16 protein-coding genes are annotated in these 17,216 nt (G+C 69.3%); 5 read left to right on the forward strand and 11 right to left on the reverse strand.

The features are described 5' to 3' along the window. Position 1: 1 nt before the first annotated feature. The 3 genes from cobJ to ACFWUP_RS04095 all read left to right on the forward strand — a co-directional run bounded on the left by cobJ (position 2) and on the right by ACFWUP_RS04095 (position 3,105). The gene (cobJ, locus tag ACFWUP_RS04085) at positions 2-1,696 is read left to right on the forward strand and encodes a precorrin-3B C(17)-methyltransferase (RefSeq protein ID WP_379230958.1); all 1,695 of its coding nucleotides are present in this window, start codon (positions 2-4) and stop codon (positions 1,694-1,696) included. A 184-nt stretch (positions 1,697-1,880) separates the two neighbouring features. Continuing rightward, a complete protein-coding gene (locus tag ACFWUP_RS04090; protein WP_379230503.1) occupies positions 1,881-2,381 on the forward strand; it encodes a ubiquitin-like domain-containing protein in 501 nt (166 codons plus the stop codon). Positions 2,382-2,532: 151 nt separating this feature from the next. Further along, positions 2,533-3,105: a PadR family transcriptional regulator gene (locus ACFWUP_RS04095; RefSeq protein WP_379230504.1), complete on the forward strand. Its 573-nt coding sequence runs from the start codon at positions 2,533-2,535 to the stop codon at positions 3,103-3,105. 2 nt (positions 3,106-3,107) lie between these two features. Here ACFWUP_RS04095 and ACFWUP_RS04100 read toward each other — a convergent pair whose 3' ends face one another. From ACFWUP_RS04100 to ACFWUP_RS04110, 3 genes are all read right to left on the reverse strand, one after another. After that, a complete protein-coding gene (locus tag ACFWUP_RS04100; protein ID WP_379230960.1) occupies positions 3,108-3,860 on the reverse strand; it encodes a cobalt-precorrin-6A reductase in 753 nt (250 codons plus the stop codon). A gap of 223 nt (positions 3,861-4,083) precedes the next feature. Then, the gene (cbiE, locus tag ACFWUP_RS04105) at positions 4,084-5,487 is read right to left on the reverse strand and encodes a precorrin-6y C5,15-methyltransferase (decarboxylating) subunit CbiE (RefSeq protein WP_379230506.1); all 1,404 of its coding nucleotides are present in this window, start codon (positions 5,485-5,487) and stop codon (positions 4,084-4,086) included. Further along, positions 5,484-6,236: an SDR family NAD(P)-dependent oxidoreductase gene (locus ACFWUP_RS04110; RefSeq protein ID WP_379230508.1), complete on the reverse strand. Its 753-nt coding sequence runs from the start codon at positions 6,234-6,236 to the stop codon at positions 5,484-5,486. Before ACFWUP_RS04110 ends, cbiE begins: the two co-directional genes overlap by 4 nt. Positions 6,237-6,411: 175 nt before the next feature. Here ACFWUP_RS04110 and ACFWUP_RS04115 point away from each other — a divergent pair, with 175 nt between their 5' ends. Further along, positions 6,412-6,810, forward strand: coding sequence for a PPOX class F420-dependent oxidoreductase (locus tag ACFWUP_RS04115; protein WP_379230510.1), 399 nt, complete (start codon positions 6,412-6,414; stop codon positions 6,808-6,810). Positions 6,811-6,819: 9 nt separating this feature from the next. Here the strand turns inward: ACFWUP_RS04115 and ACFWUP_RS04120 are convergent, their stop codons facing one another. Then, positions 6,820-7,947, reverse strand: coding sequence for a M24 family metallopeptidase (locus ACFWUP_RS04120; RefSeq protein WP_379230512.1), 1,128 nt, complete (start codon positions 7,945-7,947; stop codon positions 6,820-6,822). A gap of 97 nt (positions 7,948-8,044) precedes the next feature. Between ACFWUP_RS04120 and ACFWUP_RS04125 the strand changes: the two genes are divergently transcribed. Further along, positions 8,045-9,016 (forward strand): 5'-3' exonuclease H3TH domain-containing protein, encoded by a 972-nt coding sequence (locus ACFWUP_RS04125; RefSeq protein WP_379230514.1) that lies wholly within the window; start codon positions 8,045-8,047, stop codon positions 9,014-9,016. Between the two features lie 58 nt (positions 9,017-9,074). Here the strand turns inward: ACFWUP_RS04125 and ACFWUP_RS04130 are convergent, their stop codons facing one another. The 7 genes from ACFWUP_RS04130 to ACFWUP_RS04160 all read right to left on the reverse strand — a co-directional run bounded on the left by ACFWUP_RS04130 (position 9,075) and on the right by ACFWUP_RS04160 (position 17,068). After that, positions 9,075-9,830 (reverse strand): DUF4333 domain-containing protein, encoded by a 756-nt coding sequence (locus ACFWUP_RS04130; RefSeq protein WP_379230515.1) that lies wholly within the window; start codon positions 9,828-9,830, stop codon positions 9,075-9,077. A 120-nt stretch (positions 9,831-9,950) separates the two neighbouring features. Beyond that, a complete protein-coding gene (locus ACFWUP_RS04135) occupies positions 9,951-12,650 on the reverse strand; it encodes a DEAD/DEAH box helicase (RefSeq protein ID WP_379230517.1) in 2,700 nt (899 codons plus the stop codon). Positions 12,651-12,653: 3 nt separating this feature from the next. Beyond that, positions 12,654-13,607, reverse strand: coding sequence for a twin-arginine translocase subunit TatC (tatC, locus tag ACFWUP_RS04140; RefSeq protein ID WP_379230519.1), 954 nt, complete (start codon positions 13,605-13,607; stop codon positions 12,654-12,656). Between the two features lie 99 nt (positions 13,608-13,706). Further along, positions 13,707-13,982 (reverse strand): Sec-independent protein translocase subunit TatA, encoded by a 276-nt coding sequence (gene tatA, locus ACFWUP_RS04145; RefSeq protein ID WP_379230520.1) that lies wholly within the window; start codon positions 13,980-13,982, stop codon positions 13,707-13,709. A 91-nt stretch (positions 13,983-14,073) separates the two neighbouring features. Next, entirely contained in the window at positions 14,074-15,102 is a 1,029-nt protein-coding gene (locus tag ACFWUP_RS04150; RefSeq protein ID WP_379230522.1) for a 2-dehydropantoate 2-reductase, read from the reverse strand. Continuing rightward, positions 15,099-16,076: a helix-turn-helix transcriptional regulator gene (locus ACFWUP_RS04155; RefSeq protein WP_379230524.1), complete on the reverse strand. Its 978-nt coding sequence runs from the start codon at positions 16,074-16,076 to the stop codon at positions 15,099-15,101. The genes ACFWUP_RS04150 and ACFWUP_RS04155 overlap by 4 nt, the downstream gene beginning before the upstream one ends. Then, a complete protein-coding gene (locus ACFWUP_RS04160) occupies positions 16,073-17,068 on the reverse strand; it encodes a helix-turn-helix transcriptional regulator (protein WP_379230526.1) in 996 nt (331 codons plus the stop codon). Before ACFWUP_RS04160 ends, ACFWUP_RS04155 begins: the two co-directional genes overlap by 4 nt. Between the last annotated feature and the right edge of the window lie 148 nt (positions 17,069-17,216).

Genomic DNA, 17,216 nt, shown 5'->3' on the forward strand with positions numbered 1-17,216 from the left:
GATCAGCACCGGCAAACTGTGGGGTATCGGCCTGGGCCCGGGCGACCCGGAACTGGTCACCGTGAAGGCCGCGCGGCTCATCACCGCCGCCGATGTGGTGGCGTTCCACAGCGCCAAGCACGGGCGCAGCATCTCGCGTGCCATTGCCGAACCGTATCTGCGCGAGGGTCAGATCGAGGAGCATCTGGTCTACCCGGTGACGGTGGAGACCACCGATCATCCCGGTGGGTATCAGGGTGCGATCGACGAGTTCTACGAGCAGGCGGCCGCACGACTGGCCACCCACCTGGCAGCGGGACGTACCGTCGCGCTGCTCGCCGCCGGTGATCCGCTGTTCTACTCCTCCTATATGCACATGCATCGGCGGTTGGCCGACCGGTTCGACGCCGAGATCGTGCCCGGGATCACCTCTGTCAGTGCGGCTTCCGCGGCGCTGGGGACACCACTGGTCGAAGGCGAGCAGGTGCTGACGGTGCTGCCCGGCACGATGCCCGTCGAGGAACTGACCGAGCGACTGCGCAACACCGAAGCCGCCGCGATCATGAAGCTGGGACGCACGTTTCCCGGTGTGCGCCAGGCACTCTCGGATTCCGGCCGACTGGGCGACGCCTATTACGTCGAACGTGCGAGCAGCACCCGTCAACGGGTGCTCGCCGCCGCCGATGTCGATGAGGCCGACGTGCCGTACTTCTCGATCACCCTCGTACCCGGCCCGACCCCGACCACGCAGATCCTCGCTCGCGACACCGGCGACCGGGCAACATCGACCGCAGATCACCGGGCCGCGACTCCGGGCCGGACGCCCACCGCCGTAGGCACGTCCGGCGACTCGACGGGTCGCGCGGTCACCTCCGCCGCCGCGCCGACCGAATCGGCCATCGCGACACCAGATGCCGATGCGGATATCACCCGCCTCCCGTTGGAAGCCAACCTCGAATCCGTGGTCGTACCAGGCGAAGTCGTGGTCGTTGGCCTCGGCCCCGGCGACGCCGACTGGACCACGCCGCAAGTCACCGCCGCGCTCGCCGAGGCAACCGATCTCGTCGGCTACACCACCTACATCAACCGCGTCCCCGAGCGGGCGGGTCAGCGCAGGCACGCCAGCGACAACAAGGTCGAATCCGAGCGGGCCGCGATGGCACTCGATCTGGCCAAGCGGGGTGCTCGCGTCGCGGTGATCTCCTCCGGTGACCCGGGAGTCTTCGCCATGGCCGCGGCCGTTCTCGAAGTGTCGGCCGAACCGCAGTTCAAGGATGTTCGGGTTCGGGTACTGCCCGGAATGACCGCCGCCAACGCCGTCGCGAGCCGGGTCGGCGCACCACTCGGGCACGACTACGCGATGATCTCGCTGTCGGATCGCCTCAAGCCGTGGGACGTTGTCGCCCAACGTCTTTCGGCCGTCGCGGCAGCCGACATGGCCATCGCGATCTACAACCCGGCTTCCTCGCAACGTCGGTGGCAGGTCGGTGCCATGCGCGACGTCCTGCTCGAGCACCGTAAACCGGACACACCGGTGGTGCTGGGTCGCGATGTGGGCGGGCCGACCGAATCGGTCCGGGTGACCACCCTGGGCGAACTCGATCCCGACGAGGTCGACATGCGCACGCTGCTGATCATCGGAGCTTCGACCACCACCACCTTCGACACGCCGGAAGGCACCCGAGTCTTTACCTCGCGCAGATACGGGTCCGCCTAGGCCCGACGACTCGGCCGGTCCACCCACGTGGCCGGGGTCCCCGACCACCCACGCGGTCGGGGACCCCGGCGTACCCGACGTGCGGTGGCACACTGGTTCCGCGGGCTCGCCCGCACGCGTGACAGCTCGTTCCTGGTTCGATTCCCCAACACGTCCCACGAGGACGATGAAAGGATTCACCACGATGAGAGTTCAGCACCACGCACAACGCACTCTCGGTACCCGATTACGGCGCGGCCTGACGATCGGCATGATCGCCGCCGCCATGACGGCTCCCGTCGCCGGCATCGCCTCGGCCCAAGCGCCGGCGCTACCAGCGGCACCCGAAGCACCGGCGGCACCCGCCGCGCCGGCCTTACCAGCCGCACCGGCCGCACCCGCGGTACCGGCTGCACCCGCCGCACCCGGATTGCCCGCCCTGCCGGGTCTGCCCGGGTCACCCCTGGCCGACAGCGCCACCAGCATCACGCTGACGGTCAACGGCCTCGACGGCGAACCCATCGCGGTCGACATCGACGCCACGGCCACCGTCGAGGATCTGAAGATCCTCATCGAGGAGCAGACCGGCGTCGCGGCGGCCGAGCAGCAGCTCGTCACCGACAGCGAGGTCAAGCTCGAGGACTCCCGAACGCTGGCGTCCTACGAACTCACCGACGGCGCCGTCGTGAATCTGGCGCTGGCCTGACGGGACGATCCTCGCGGCGGTGGCGCTCAGCGCGCGAGCACCACCGCCGCACCCCGCTCCCGGCGAACACGCCGCAACCTGTCACTCTTGGTGGACCGCACCGCCAGGCGTAACATTCCACTGAGGAATGTAGTTCGAAGGGAGTTGACCGTTGACCGAAGCCGCGACTCGACGCCGCCCGCTGAACTCCACCGCGGCCTCGCTACTCGGGTTCCTGCACGAGGGCCCGAAGTCGGGCTGGGATCTGGCTACACAGGCCCAGCAACGCATCGGCGACTTCTGGACGATCACCCAGAGCCAGGTGTATCGCGAACTGTCCACCATGGACGCCGCGGGCCTGGTGACCAAAGGCGAACGCGGCGCCAGGGAACGCACGCCGTATCGGATCACCGAGATCGGCCGCGAGGCGTTCGCCGAATGGATCAGCCGCGATCCCGGCGCCGAGACCATCCGGGTGCCGCTGCTGCTCACCTTGTCGTTCGGCGAGCACCTCGAGCCCGCGCATCGCGATCGGATCATCGCCGCCAACAAGAACATTCACCAGGACCGCCTCGACCGCTACCTCGACGAGGACGAGACCGCGCTGGCACCACACCAGCGCGCCACCCTCGAATTCGGCATCGCCTACGAGCGCGCGGTCCTGCACTGGTTCGACCAGCTGCCGACGATCTTCACGCCGTCGACACCGCCGCCGGCGGAATTCGGCACCGTGCGCACCGACTGACCTCAGCGCACCCGGTGCGACGCGGCCTCGTGCAGCCACTCGATCGCGTCACCGACCTCGGCGACGGTCACCGCGCCCGCGGGCAGCGGCGGCCGGTCGATCATGATCACCGGCAGTCCCGCCGTGCGCGCGGCGAAGATCTTCGCCTCGGTCTGCTCACCGCCGCTGTTCTTGGTGACCAGCACATCGATGCGATGACGCGACATCAGCACGAGCTCCTCGTCGAAGGTGAACGGCCCGCGCGCCAGCAGCAGTGCGGAACGCGGCGGCAGCGGGACCTCGGGGGCGTCGATGGACCGGATGACGAAACGGTGCCCGGTGCAGCCGACGAACGCGCCGACGCCTTGGCGACCGATGGTCAGCAGGACTCGTTCGTCGCGCGCGTTCAGGGCCGCGGCCGCCGATGCGAGATCGGGCACCCTGGTCCACAGGTCACCACGCCGCTGCACCCACTCCGGGCGGCGCAGGTGCAGCACGGGAATGTCCAGGTCGACCGCGGCGGTGGCGGCGTGCGCGCTCACCTTCGCGGCGAACGGATGGGTCGCATCCACGACAGCGTCGATCGCGTTCTCGCGTAGCCAGGTTCGGAGGCCCTCGACACCACCGAACCCACCCACCCGAACCGCACCGACCGGAAGCCGCGGATTGGCGACCCGACCGGCAAGGGAGGACACGATATCGAGTCCACGCTCGCCGGACGCTCTACGCGCCAACTCCCTGGCTTCACCGGTGCCACCGAGGATCAGAACTCTCAGGACAGCCCTCCGAAATCATCGGCACGGGCAGTATCGCCATCGAACTTCGAGTACTTCATGTAACTCTCCATCATGGAAAACGAACCGGGGGGATTACCCGGAACGGCAACGACCCTACCCCCGCGTCGACGGTTCTACACGTTCGGTCCGAAACTTTTCTGGCGTGCGGACCCTGCGAGAACGGATTCGCCGTGATCTGCGCGTGATCTGATCGTGATCGGCGTTATGCGTTCCTGGTCGGTTGACCAGCATGTTTTCGGACCACCCACTGGGCCACCGGCAAGTGCGGCCGCCAGGCCGTGAACGTACCGAGCGGTTCGCCTCGGTAGATCTGAAATTTGCGCAGGGTCCCACCGAACCGCGCAGACCAGTCGAGCAGCAGCGCTTCCGATTCCGCGGTGACCGCGTTGGCGACCAGCCGCCCGCCCGGGCGCAGGCGTTCCCAACAGGACTCGAACAGGCCCGCCTGGGTGAGGCCACCGCCGAGAAATATGGCGTCGGGTGCCGGGCTCATTTCCTCGGCTAACTCTGAGCGCACCTCACCACGGATCGTGATTCCCGGTACCCCGAGGGCGGCGATATTGGTCGCGATTTGTTCTCGCCGGGCGGGCAGTCGTTCGAACGTGACCGCACGACACAGCGGATGGGTGCGGCACCATTCGATCGCGATACTGCCCGAGCCGCCGCCGATATCCCACAGCATTTCCCCCGGTGCGGGCGCGAGAGCGGTGACGGTCAGGGCGCGGACCTCGGTTTTGGTGAGTTGGCCGTCGCCGGCGAAGGCGGTGTCGGCCAGGCCGGGCAGGCGGGTGTCGCGGCGGGTGCCGGGGTCAGCGCGGCAGTCGATGGCGACGATGTTGAGCGGGTCGCCGGGTGGGTGCAGCCAGGTCGCCGCGGGGCCCGTGCGCACCCGCTCAGCGGGGCCACCGAGTTGTTCGAGGACGGTCAGGACCGAGGCGCCGAAACCGTTGTCGCGCAGCAGTTCCGCGAGGCGATCGGGTGTCTTCTCGTCCTCGCTGAGGACGAGAATCCGACGATTTTCGGACAATTCAGGCAGGACGGTGGGCAATGGTCGGGCAACCACGCTCACCACCGGAATTTCGGCGAGCGGCCAGCCGAGCCGGGCGCAGGCGAGCGAGGCCGAGGACGGCTGCGGGAACACGCGCAGCGCCGCGGGGCCGAACCGGCGGGCGAGGGTGACGCCGATGCCGTAGAACATGGGATCGCCGCTGGCGAGGACGCCGATGCGCCGATCGACGTTGCGCGCGAACAACACCGGTAGTGCGGGCAGCAGCGGTGTCGGCCATGGCACGCGTTCGATGTCGCTGGGCGGGAGCAGCGCCAATTGACGCGTGGACCCGAACATCACGTCACAGTCACCGATGGCGTGGCGGACGCTCTCTCCCAGCCCGGTCCAGCCTTCGGCCCCGATGCCGGCGACCACGATCGGATGGCCGACCCAGTCCCCCGCGTCGGCGACCGGCCCACCCGTCGCGGCCCGGTCCGGCCCGGCAACATCGCCGATCACAGCCGAATCCGACACCCGGCCGTGCTCGGCCGACAGCCCATCGCCCGGCGCGGTCACCGCGGCATCCGGCCCGGTCGCCGCGGCACCCATCTCGGTCACCGCGGCATCCGGCGCCAGACGGATTGCGGGAGCAGGCGCATCACGAAGAAGGCCAGCGCAAGCCGACCGGGGATGGCAACGCGGGTGGCGCCCTTGGCGAGGCTGCGTACGACCGCGTCGGCGACGTGGTCGGGGGTGCTGGCCATGGGGGCGGGTTCCATGCCGGTGGTCATGCGGCCGATCACGAAGCCGGAGCGGACCAGCAGCAGCTGGACACCGGTGCCGTGGAGGGCGTCGCCGAGGCCGCTGGCGAAGCCGTCCAGGCCCGCTTTGGCCGAACCGTAGACGTAGTTGGCCCGGCGCACGCGCACGCCCGCGATCGAGCTGAAGACGACGATCTGGCCGGATCCCTGCGCGCGCATCAGGTTCGCCAGGGTCGTCAGGACGCTGACCTGGGCGACGTAGTCGGTGTGCACGACCGCCACCGCGTGCGCCGGGTCGTGTTCGGCGCGGTCCTGGTTGCCGAGGACACCGAAGGCGAGCACTGCGGTCGCGATGCCACCGTGCTCGGCGGCGAGCTTCTCCAGCAGCGGGGCGTGGGTGGCGGTCTCGTCGGCGTCGAATTCCACCGCGTGTACGGCGCTCGCGCCCGCCGCGCGGACCTGCTCGATCTCGGCGTCCAGGGCGTCGGCTCGGCGGGCGGCAAGGATCACCACCCGTCCTGGCGCCAGCCTGCGCGCCACTTCCAGACCGATCTCACTGCGCCCACCGAGGACGAGCACCGGCCCGTCGTTCTGCTGCATTCCCATAGCGCCAGTCTGTCATCCGGCCGACGCCACCATCTTCGGCTACCTCGGTTCCAGCCAGTCGTGAGCCGCCCGAACGGCCACCGTGGTACGCCGACCGGCGGCACGCCGGCGCCGTGGTCGCGGCAACCGAAACCCGCGGAATCAGGCGTTCATCGACCCGGCTAGCGTTTTATGTATGCCGACCGCCACCGCACAACTCTCCCCCGCCGCGCTCGAGTTCGTCACCGAGCGGCACCTGGCCACGCTCACCACGCTGCGCGCCGACGGCACCCCGCACGTGGTCGCGGTGGGATTCACCTGGGACCCCGAGAGCGGCATCGCCCGGGTGATCACCGATGGCGCGTCGGTGAAGGCGCGCAATGCCGGACGCGGTGGGTACGCGGCGGTGAGCCAGGTCGACGGGGCACGCTGGCTCACCCTCGAAGGACCGGCGACGGTGCTCGACGACAGCGCCGACGTGGCCGAGGCGGTTCGCCGCTACACCGAGCGCTATCGGGTGCCCCGCGAGAACCCGACGCGGGTCGTCGTCGCGATCCAGGTGCGGCGGGTGTTGTCGTCGAGCACGCTGAAATAGGCGAAGCGCTTACAGCACCGTCAGGCCGTGCGGCCGGTTGTTCATCGACTCCACCCCGTCCTCGGTGACGACCACGATGTCCTCGATCCGCGCGCCCCATTCACCGCCGAAGTAGATCCCCGGCTCGATGCTGAACGCCATGCCCGGTTCGAGCAGCAGGTCGTTGCCCGCGACGATGTAGGGCTCCTCGTGCACCGAAAGGCCGATGCCGTGGCCGGTGCGGTGGATGAAGGCGTCGCCGAGGCCGGCGTCGGTGAGCACGGTGCGGGCGGCGGCGTCGATGGACTCCGCGCTCACCCCCGGCCGCACCGCCGCGACCGCCGCGGCCTGGGCGGCCTCGAGGACGGCCATCTGCTCGACGATCTCCGAGCTCGGGGTACCGAGGGCGTAGGTGCGGGTCGAATCGGAGTAGTAGCCGGGCTCGACGGGGCCACCGATGTCGATGACGACCACGTCGCCCTGTTCGATGACGCGATCGGAGTGCTCGTGGTGCGGGATGGCACCGTTGGGGCCGCTGCCGACGATGACGAACGCCGCCTCGGTATGCCCCTCCTCGAGGATCGCGGCGGTGATGTCGGCGGCCACCTCGGCCTCGGTGCGACCCGCCCGCAGGAATTCGCCCATCCGCGCGTGCACCCGGTCGATGGCCGCGCCCGCCCGGCGCAGCGCGTCGATCTCGGCCTCGTCCTTGATCATTCGCGATTCGCGCAGCACCGGCGTCGCCGAGGCGGGCAGACCGGTCGTCGATTCGGCGAGCGGGATCAGGTGCAGGGCGGGCATCGCGTCGGCGACGGCGATCCGGGAGCCGGCGTGGAGCGTGGAGCGGACGAGCTGATACGGATCGACGCCGTCGACCCAGTCGAGGATCTGCAGGCCGAGTTCGCCCGCCGCGGAGTCGCCGAGGGAGGCCACCTCGAGTTTCGGGACGACCACCGAGGGCGTCGAGCCGTCGGCGGAGATGACCAGGCAGGTGAGCCGTTCGAAGGACTCCGCGGCCGAACCGATCAGATACCGCAGGTCGGGGCCCGGGGTGATCAGCAGTGCGTCCAGATGCGCCGCCCGCATCAATTCGACCGCCCGCTCCAGCCGGTGGCCGTAGACCTTCGCCGCAAACCTGGCATTCGTGTGCGCGCTCATAACCTCCGACGTTACCCGCCCCGCGTCACCCCCTCGCGGCAGGCCGACCGGCACGGCCACGGGCACGGTGTCGGTGCTTCGGTGCACAATCACCGGTGTGACCGCTGACGAGAGCACCCGTGGACCCCTGTTGATCCTCGACGGCGCCAGCCTCTGGTTCCGCGCCTACTACGCGATCCCCGACAAGCTCAGGGGCGCCGACGGACGGTCGGTGAACGCGTTGCGCGGTTTCACCGACATGGTGGCCTCGCTGGTGACCAAGCACCGCCCGAGCAGGCTCGTCGTCGGGCTGGATCTGGATTGGCGGCCCCCGTTCCGGGTGGCCCTCGTCCCCTCGTACAAGGCGCACCGGCTCGACACCAGCACCAGCGCCGCACCCGGGGCCGAGGAGGTGCCCGACACGCTCACCCCGCAGGTCGAGATGATCCTCGAGGTCCTCGAAGCGGCGGGCATCGCCACCGGCGGCGCGGAAGGGCTAGAGGCCGACGATGTACTCGGCACCCTCGCCAGCCGCGAACGCGCCGATCCGGTGGTCGTCGTCAGTGGCGACCGCGACCTGCTGCAGTTGGTGCGCGACGACCCCGCCCCGCCGGTCCGGGTGCTCTATGTCGGTCGCGGTCTGGCCAAGGCCGAACTGTTCGGCCCCGCGGAACTCTCGGCGAAATACGGTGTGCCCGAACAGAACGCGGGCCCGGCGTATGCCGACATGGCGACCCTGCGCGGCGACGCTTCCGACGGCCTGCCCGGTGTGGCGGGCATCGGCGACAAGTCCGCCGCCCAGCTGATCACGAAGTTCGGCTCGCTCGACGCGCTCATGGCCGCCGTCGCCGATCCCGGTTCCGACATCGCCAAAGGCGTGCGGGCGAAACTCGTTGCCGCGCAGGATTATCTGAAGGTCGCCGCACCGGTCGTGCGGGTCGTCCGCGACGCCGACGTGGTCCTGTCACGCCCGGACATCCTGCCCGCCACCCCGGCCGATCCCGACCGGCTGCTCGCCCTGGCCGCCGCCTACAACGCTGAGAGCCCGATCACCCGCCTGGTCACCGCGCTGACCGCGGCCCACGACTGACACGACTCCGGGCCGCCCGCAGACTGCGCGGACGGCCCGGAAAACGTAGTGCGAGCGCCTAGTTGGGGCGACCGACCTCGTAGGTGCCGTCGTCCTTGGTGATCTTGACGCTGACCTTCTTCGCCTCACCGCTGACCTTCAGGTCGCAGGTGAAGGTCGCGTCGACCTCGACGGCCTGACCGGACGGGCAGCTGACATCGGAGACGTCGGCGATGCCGTAGGAGTCCTTCAGCACGCGCGAGACACCGTCCTGCACGGCCGTGTTGTCGAGTTCGTCCGAGGAGAACACGACCAGGATCAGCCCGATCACCGCGGCGACCACGAGCACGCCCGCGCCGACGAGCCCGATGATCAGGCCCTTGCTCTTACCACCGGAAGCCGGCTGCGGCTGCTGACCCCACGGCTGCTGCGGTGCGGGCTGCTGCCCCCACTGCTGCTGCGGCGCGGGCTGCTGCTGGCCCCACTGCTGCCCGGCGCCTGCGGCCTGGTTGTTCCAGTCCTGCGGCGGCGGCTGGGTCTGACCCCACTGCTGCTGCGGCCCGGTCGGCTGCTGCGGCGGCACGCCGCCCTGCGGCGGCTGCTGGCCCCACTGCTGCTGCGGCTGCTGGGGCTGTTGTCCCCACTGCTGCTGCGGCTGCGGCGCGTTCGGATCCTTCCACTGCTGGGTGGGCTGGGCGCCCTGCTGTGGCGGCTGCTGCGCGCCTCCCCAGTGCTGGGTGGGACCGGCACCACCGGCCCCCTGCTGACCCCCCCAGTGCTGGGTGGGATCGTTGTTCCCCTCCCCGGGGTTGTTCGGTCCGTAAGGGCCGCTCATCCACTCGCCTCCACTCGCATCATTAGTCCATACGGTAGCCCCCCGCGCCGGGCCTGCCGCATTCGCACGACATCCGCCTCACGGTCGGTACGCGAAGAAATCAAATCACAGACGCCTCGACTACGCGGCGTCCACCGCGACGACACCCCGCCGCACGGCCCGCACCGCCTTGGCCGCCGTGGACGCGATCTCGGGATCGTCGGCGGTGTTGTGGATCTGATCGAGCAGGTCGATCACCTGTCGGCACCACCGTACGAAATCGCCCGCCGACATCGTGGTGCCCTGGTCACCACTGGCCAGCAACGCCTCGGCCAACGCGTCACCGCGCGCCCATTTGTACACCCCGGTGACGAACCCGAGATCGGGTTCGCGGGTCGGCGGAAGTTTGTGCCGTGCCTCGTCGGAGCGCAGTTCAGTCCACACCTCGATGGTGGCCGCGACCGCCCGGCGGATCGGATCGGTCGGCCCCGACGGCGTCAGCAGGCCGGTCTCCTGCCGCGACTCGTAGACCAGCGTCGATACCACCGCCGCGAGCTCGGCCGGACCGAGTCCACGCCACAGCCCCTGCCGCAGTGCCTCGGCGACCACGAGATCGCTCTCGGCGTAGATCCGGGCCAGGCGCCTTCCGTCGGCGGTCACCTCGCCGTGGGCGACGAACCCACGTTCCTCGAGCAGCCCGACGATCCGGTCGAAGGTGCGCGCCAGCGAATTCGTGGTCGCGGCAACCTTCTGGCGCATCGTCTCGGTCTCGCGGGCGAGGCGCGAATACCGTTCGCCGGTGCGGCTCAGTTGCTCCCGATCGGGACGATCGTGGGCGGGATGGGACCGCAGACTGCGCCGCAGCGTGGAGAGTTGACGATCTTCGCCGCCGCGCACCCGGTCGTTGCGCTTGCCCCGACGCGGAGCCGAGATTCCGGTGCCACGCAGCGCCGAGGCCAGGTCGCGGCGGATGCGCGCGGTCCGGTGATCGACCCGGCGCGGCAGATCCATGCGCCCGAGCGCCTCGGCGGGTTCCGGGAAGTCGGCCGCGGAAACCCTTCCGGCCCAATGATCTTCGGTCAAGACCAGTGGACGCGGGTCGCCGGGTGTCTGGTCGGGTTCGAGGATCACCGCGAGCCCGGACCGTTTACCCACCGGGATGGCCACCACGTCACCGCGACGCAAACCGATCAACGCTTGCACCGCGGCACCGCGCCGGTCGGCCCGGCCCTGCTGCTGGATATCACGCTCGCGCTGCTTGATCCGATCGCGCAGCGACAGGTACTCCATGAAATCGCCGTCGACGCCACCGAGTTGACTCTCGAGCTTGCGCAGCGCGCCCTCGTTGCGCTCGATGCCACGGACAAGGCCAACCACCGACCGGTCGGCCTGGAACTGCGCGAACGACCTTTCTAGCAGTGTTCGGGCTTCCTGGGCGCCCATCCGGTCGATCAGATTGATCGACATGTTGTAGCCGGGCCGGAACGAGCTGCGCAGCGGATAGGTGCGGGTCGACGCCAGGCCCGCCACCGCGCTGGTGTCGACCTCGGGCTGCCACAACACCACCGCGTGACCCTCGACGTCGATACCGCGCCGACCCGCACGACCGGTGAGCTGGGTGTATTCGCCCGGGGTGAGCTCGGCGTGGGTTTCCCCGTTGAACTTCACCAGCCGCTCGAGCACCACCGTGCGGGCGGGCATGTTGATGCCGAGTGCCAGGGTTTCGGTGGCGAACACCGCGCGCACCAGACCCTTGACGAACAGTTCCTCGACGGTGTGCCGGAAGGCGGGCAGCATGCCGGCGTGATGGGAAGCCAGGCCGCGGTGCAACGCCGCGCGCCACTCCCAGTATCCGAGCACCTCCAGGTCGCCCTTGGGCAGGTCGCCGGTGTGCTTTTCGATGATCTCGTCGATCTGCTCGGCCTCACCGGGACGACTCAGATCCAGGCGCGCGCGCAGGCACTGCGCCAGCGCGCCGTCGCAGCCCGCGCGGCTGAAGATGAAGGTGATCGCGGGCAGCAGGTTTTCCTCGTCGAGGCGAGCCAGCACGTCCGGTCGTGGCAGCGGACGGAAGTTGCCGCCGCGTCCCCCGCGCCCGCGTGGGCCGCCGTAGCCGTGCATCCGGTCGGCGCTCTCGCGCTGGCGGATGAACCGGACGAGGTCTTCGTCGACCACGACCTTGCGGTCGCTGGACTTGGTGTCGAACAGGTCGAACATCCGTCGCCCGACCATCACGTGCTGCCACAGCGGCACCGGCCGGGTCTCGTCGACCACCACCGCGGTGTCGCCGCGCACGGTCTCCATCCACGCGCCGAATTCCTCGGCGTTGGACACCGTCGCCGACAGACTCACCAGCCGCACGTCGGGCGGCAGGTGCAGGATCACTTCCTCCCACACCGCGCCGCGGAACCGGTCGGCCAGGTAGTGCACCTCGTCCATCACCACATAGGACAGCCCGTGCAGCGAGTCCGAGGACGCGTAGAGCATGTTGCGCAGGACCTCGGTGGTCATCACGACCACCGGCGCACCGGGGTTGATCGACTGGTCACCGGTGAGCAGGCCGACGTTCTCGCGCCCGTGCCGAGCCGTCAGATCGGCGAACTTCTGATTCGACAGCGCCTTGATCGGCGTGGTGTAGAAGCACTTTCCGCCCGAAGCCAGGGCCATGTGCACGGCGAATTCGCCGACGATCGTCTTGCCCGCACCGGTGGGCGCGCACACGAGCACACTGTGCCCGTCTTCCAAGGCCGCGCACGCGGTGCGCTGGAAGGGGTCCAGATCGAAGGAGATTTCACCGGCGAATTTCGCCAGTTCGCTGGGCAGCCCCGGAGTGTCGGTCACATGTCAGAGCGTATCGGAGTAGTCCGACACCGGGCGCGTGGTTTTCTCCGGCTCGCCCACCGGATCGGCCGACGCCACCGGTTCGGGAGTCTCCAACGGTGAGGCTTGTTCGTCGTCGAGCGGACCCCAGCCCTCCTTCGCCTCCCGGCGAGCCTTGCGGGCATCGCTGAACCGCGAGAACTGCACGGCGAACTCGAACAGCACGGTGAGCGCCAGCGCCAGCGCCAGCATGGAGAACGGGTCCTGCGGGGTGACGATCGCGGCGAAGACGAACAGGCCGAAGATCATCCCGCGCCGCCAGGCCTTGAGCTTGGCGTAGGGCAGAACCCCGACCAGGTTCAGCCCGATGATGACCAGCGGCGTCTCGAAACTGACACCGAAGATGATCAGCAACTGGATGATGAAACCGAAGTACTGGTTACCGCTGAGCGCGGTGATCTGGACGTTGTCACCGATGGTCATCAGGAACGACAACGCGTGCGAGACCACCAGGTAGGCCAGCACGGCGCCCGTGACGAACAGCACCGAACCCGTCACCACGAACCCGACCGCGAGCCGGCGTTCCTTCGCGTACAGGCCAGGGGTGATGAACGCCCACAGCTGATACAGCCAGAATGGTGTCGCCATCACGACGCCCGCGGTGAGGCCGACCTTCAGCCGGAGCATGAACTGGTCGAAGGGTCCGGTCGCGAGCAGTCGGCACGCGCCGTCGGGGCTCAGGCTCGCCCGCGCCGATTCGGGCAGCGCACAGTAGGGCCCGCGCAGGATCTCGCCCAGGCTCTCCAGCCCGAACAGGGTGTGGGCGTACCAGAAGAAGCCGATCAGGGTGGTCACCGCGATGGCGGCCAGCGCAAGCAGCAGCCGGGTGCGCAGTTCCTGCAGGTGCTCGACCAACGACATGGTGCCGTCGGGATTCGTCCTGCGCTTGGCGCGCCGGGGATCGAACGGGATGCGCATGGTGGGTGGTGGCCTCTAACCCTCGGTTCGGCGGATGCTCTTGACCGGACAGCACTTCGCCCCGGAGCGATCGCTACCGCCCCGGGGTGATGGCCGCGGTCAGAGGGTCTTGTGGCCCTGCTGCTGCGGCTCGACGACCGGGGTCTGCACCTGCGGGGCCGACGCGGACAGCTGTTGCGGCTGCGCGGGGGTGGCAGGGGTGGCCGTCTGCGTGTCGGCAGCCGCCGACTCGGCCTGCATCTGCCCGACCTCGCTCTTGAAGATGCGCAGCGAACGGCCCAGACCGCGCGCGGCGTCAGGGAGCCGCTTCGCGCCGAAGAGCAGGACGAACAGCACCGCGATGATCAGCAGGTGCGTCCAGCTGAACGAGCCCATTATCAGATACCTCCAAAGATGTGGTGATTACCGATGCTACCTGGGATCGGACCCCGGTGAACGACCGCCCGCAGCGGTGTTCGCCACTCGTTCAACCCCGCGCGGCCGCGACCGCCCCGGTCAGCTCGGCAAACAACCGGCTTCCGGTGAAGCGTGCGGTGTCGCCGGATTCGGCGATCCGGATCAGCTCCGTCAGCCGCCGGTTGACCGGTGTCGGGCGGCCGACCATCTCGCCGAGACGCACGATTTCCCCGCACAACCACGCGATTTCGGTCTGTCGTCCAAGAGCGAGATCGTCGGCCATCGACGAGCGGGCCAGGGGGTCGATCGCGAGCACTCGGCCGAACACCCGACGGAAGACGGGGTCGGGAACGCGCAGCAGATGCACCATCAACTCCGGCGGCACAGGGGTGAGCTGAGCGGGTCGAATTCGCGCAGTGTTCATCACAGCGAGGGCTTCGGACTGGGTCAGTGCGAGGCAGCGGCGGTAGTCGCGTTCGGCGAGTTCTTCGCGCAGCGGCCTGCCGGAGAGGGCGTTGATCGGGTTGTTCAGGTTGAGCAGAAGTTTGGCCCACTGCACCGGACGCAGGTCGCGGTGGCGGCGCAGCGGCAGTCCTGCCGCGCGGAAATGGTCGGCGAAGCGGTCGACGACCTGGTCGTCCTGGATCGCCAGCACGCCGTCGCTGGCGCGGTGGAAGCACCCGCGACCGCGATGGACCACGTTGAACATCACCATTCCGGCGAGGGCGATGCTGGTCGGCAGGATCTCGCGGATCAGGCTCGCGTTGCCGATGCCGTTCTGCAGGCTCACGACCGGCGTGCCGGGGCGTAATCGGCCCGCGACGGCACGGACCGCGGCAGCGGTGTCGGCCGATTTCACGGTCACCAGGACCAGGTCGGCCAGTTCGGGTTCGTCGGGTTCGAGGGCGAGGCCGAATCGGTCGGGTGGCACCTCGGTGGAGCCGCCGTCCAGATCGGTCAGGCGCAGACCGTTCTCGGCGATGTCGTCGAGAACGCGCTGGCGGCCGACGAAGATCACTTCCATGCCCGCGGCGGCCAGGTGACCGCCGATGAAGACTCCGACGCTGCCCGCACCGAGGACGAGTACTCGCTGACTCACGCGGGTTCGGTCTCCCCCACCAGTCCGGCGGCCGCGTAGGCGGCCAGTGCGGCATCGGCGCGCAGGCGCACGGCCGCCACCAGTTCCGGTGGGCCGAGCACGGTGACGCCGGTGCCGAACCCGAGCAGCAACCGGGCCATCCAGTCCGCCGAGGCGAAGCGCATGCCCGCCTCGATGCTGCCGTCGGCGCGCGATTCGATGCGGTGCATGGGGTATTGGTCGAGCACCCAGGCGTAGTCGTCGCGGATCCGCAGTCGGGCCAGGGGCACGTCGGGGTCGTCCTGGAACAGGTCGAGTGCGGCCGCGTCGGCGGCGGCGTGGCTCGGCGGGCGGGCCGGTTCGTCGAGTTCGGTGGCGTCCTCGATCCGGTCGAACCGGAACAGGCGAACACCTTCGGCCTGCCTGCACCAGGCCTGCAGGTAGCTGTTGTTGTCGACCAGCACCACGCGGATCGGGTCGACGATGCGTTCGGACACCTCGTCGCGGCTGGCGGAGTAGTAGACCAGGCGCAGTGCCCGCACGTCGGCGAGCGCGGCCCGCACGGTCGCGACCACCGGCTGTTCGACCGGAACCTCGACAGGCTTCACGGCGGTGTCGGTGCTGGCGATCGCCGATTCGATCTTGGCGATGGCGGCGTGCGCGGCGGTGGGGTCGACCATGCCCGGCATTTCCACGATCGAGCGCAGGGCGACCAGCAGGGCGGTGGCCTCGGTGGAGGTCAGCCGCAGCGGGCGTTCGATGCCTGCCGAGAAGGTGACCTCGATGCTCTCCTCGGAGAACGACAGGTCGATCAGATCGCCGGGGCCGTAACCCGGCAGGCCGCACATCCACAGCTGGTTGAGGTCGCTCATCAGCTGTTTGGTGGTGACACCCAGTTCGGCGGCGGCCTCGGCCGCGCTGATGCCCGGGTGCGCGAGTAAGTACGGCACCATGTTCAGCAGGCGCGAAAGGCGTAGGGACAGGCGCGAACTCACGACGTGACCTCCGTGTGGTCGAGTACCGACCGTAGCCGGTTCATCACGTCGGCGCGCAGTTCCGGTGGTTCGAGAACGAGGACATCGGGGCCGAGACCCGTGATCAGTCGGGCCACCCAGTCGCGGGATCGGACCGGCACCTCGAGCACCGAGCCGGGGCGTCCGCCCAGGTCACGGGTCTCGACTTCGGTGCCGATGCGGCGCAACTCGCGACCGCGTCCCTTGGCGACCCACACGGTGGCCGATCCGGTGACGGGAGCGTCGCCGGTGACCCGATCGACAATCGCGCGCAGGTCGGTATGGGCGGGTTTGTGCACCGCGTCGACCGGACCGTACGCCCGCACCTCACCGCCGATGCGCGAGAGCCGGAACGTGCGCACGGCGTCGCGTTCGCGATCGTGTCCGACGAGGTACCAGCGCCCGTGCCGGGTCACCACACCCCACGGTTCGACGTCGCGGGTCACGAACGGATCGGTGACGGCGCTGTGGTGGCCGAAGCGCACCGCCTGCCCCGCGTCGATCGCCGCGAGGAGTTCCCGCAGGACCGGCTCCGATCCACGCGTGCGGGCAGGCACCGCGGGCACCGATACTCCGACGTTGTCGGTTTCGACGGTGACCCCGGCCGCGCGCAGCTTCAACAGCGCACCCTCGGCCGCCCCCGCCAATTCCGGCGAAGCCCACATCTGGACCGCGACGGCGACCGCCGCGGCTTCCTCGCTCGACAGGTCGATATCGGGCAACTCGTAGGCGTCCCGGTTGATCCGGTACCCCTCGAGCGTCGAGAACCGCCCCACCGGACCGACTTCGAGGGGGATGCCCAGATCGCGCAATTCGTTCTTGTCGCGTTCGAACATCCGGCTGAACGCGTCGTCGGTCACCGAGTCCTCGTAACCGGCCACGCTGGCGCGAATGCGCTCCGCACTCAGGAACTGCCTGGTCGACAGCAGCGCGATGACCAGATTCATCAGCCGCTCGACCTTGGATATCGCCACCCGATAGAGGGTAATGGTCGCACCCACTCCCCCGCGCGTCGGCGCACAGTTGCGCCCGACCCGAGCACCATGGAACCCACCCCACTCGAAAGGACCCCCATGCTCGTCGCCTTCTCCGTCGCCCCCAGCGGTTCCGCCCACCACGACG

Source organism: Nocardia sp. NPDC058658, from assembly GCF_042716665.1.
Classification (GTDB): Bacteria; Actinomycetota; Actinomycetes; order Mycobacteriales; family Mycobacteriaceae; genus Nocardia.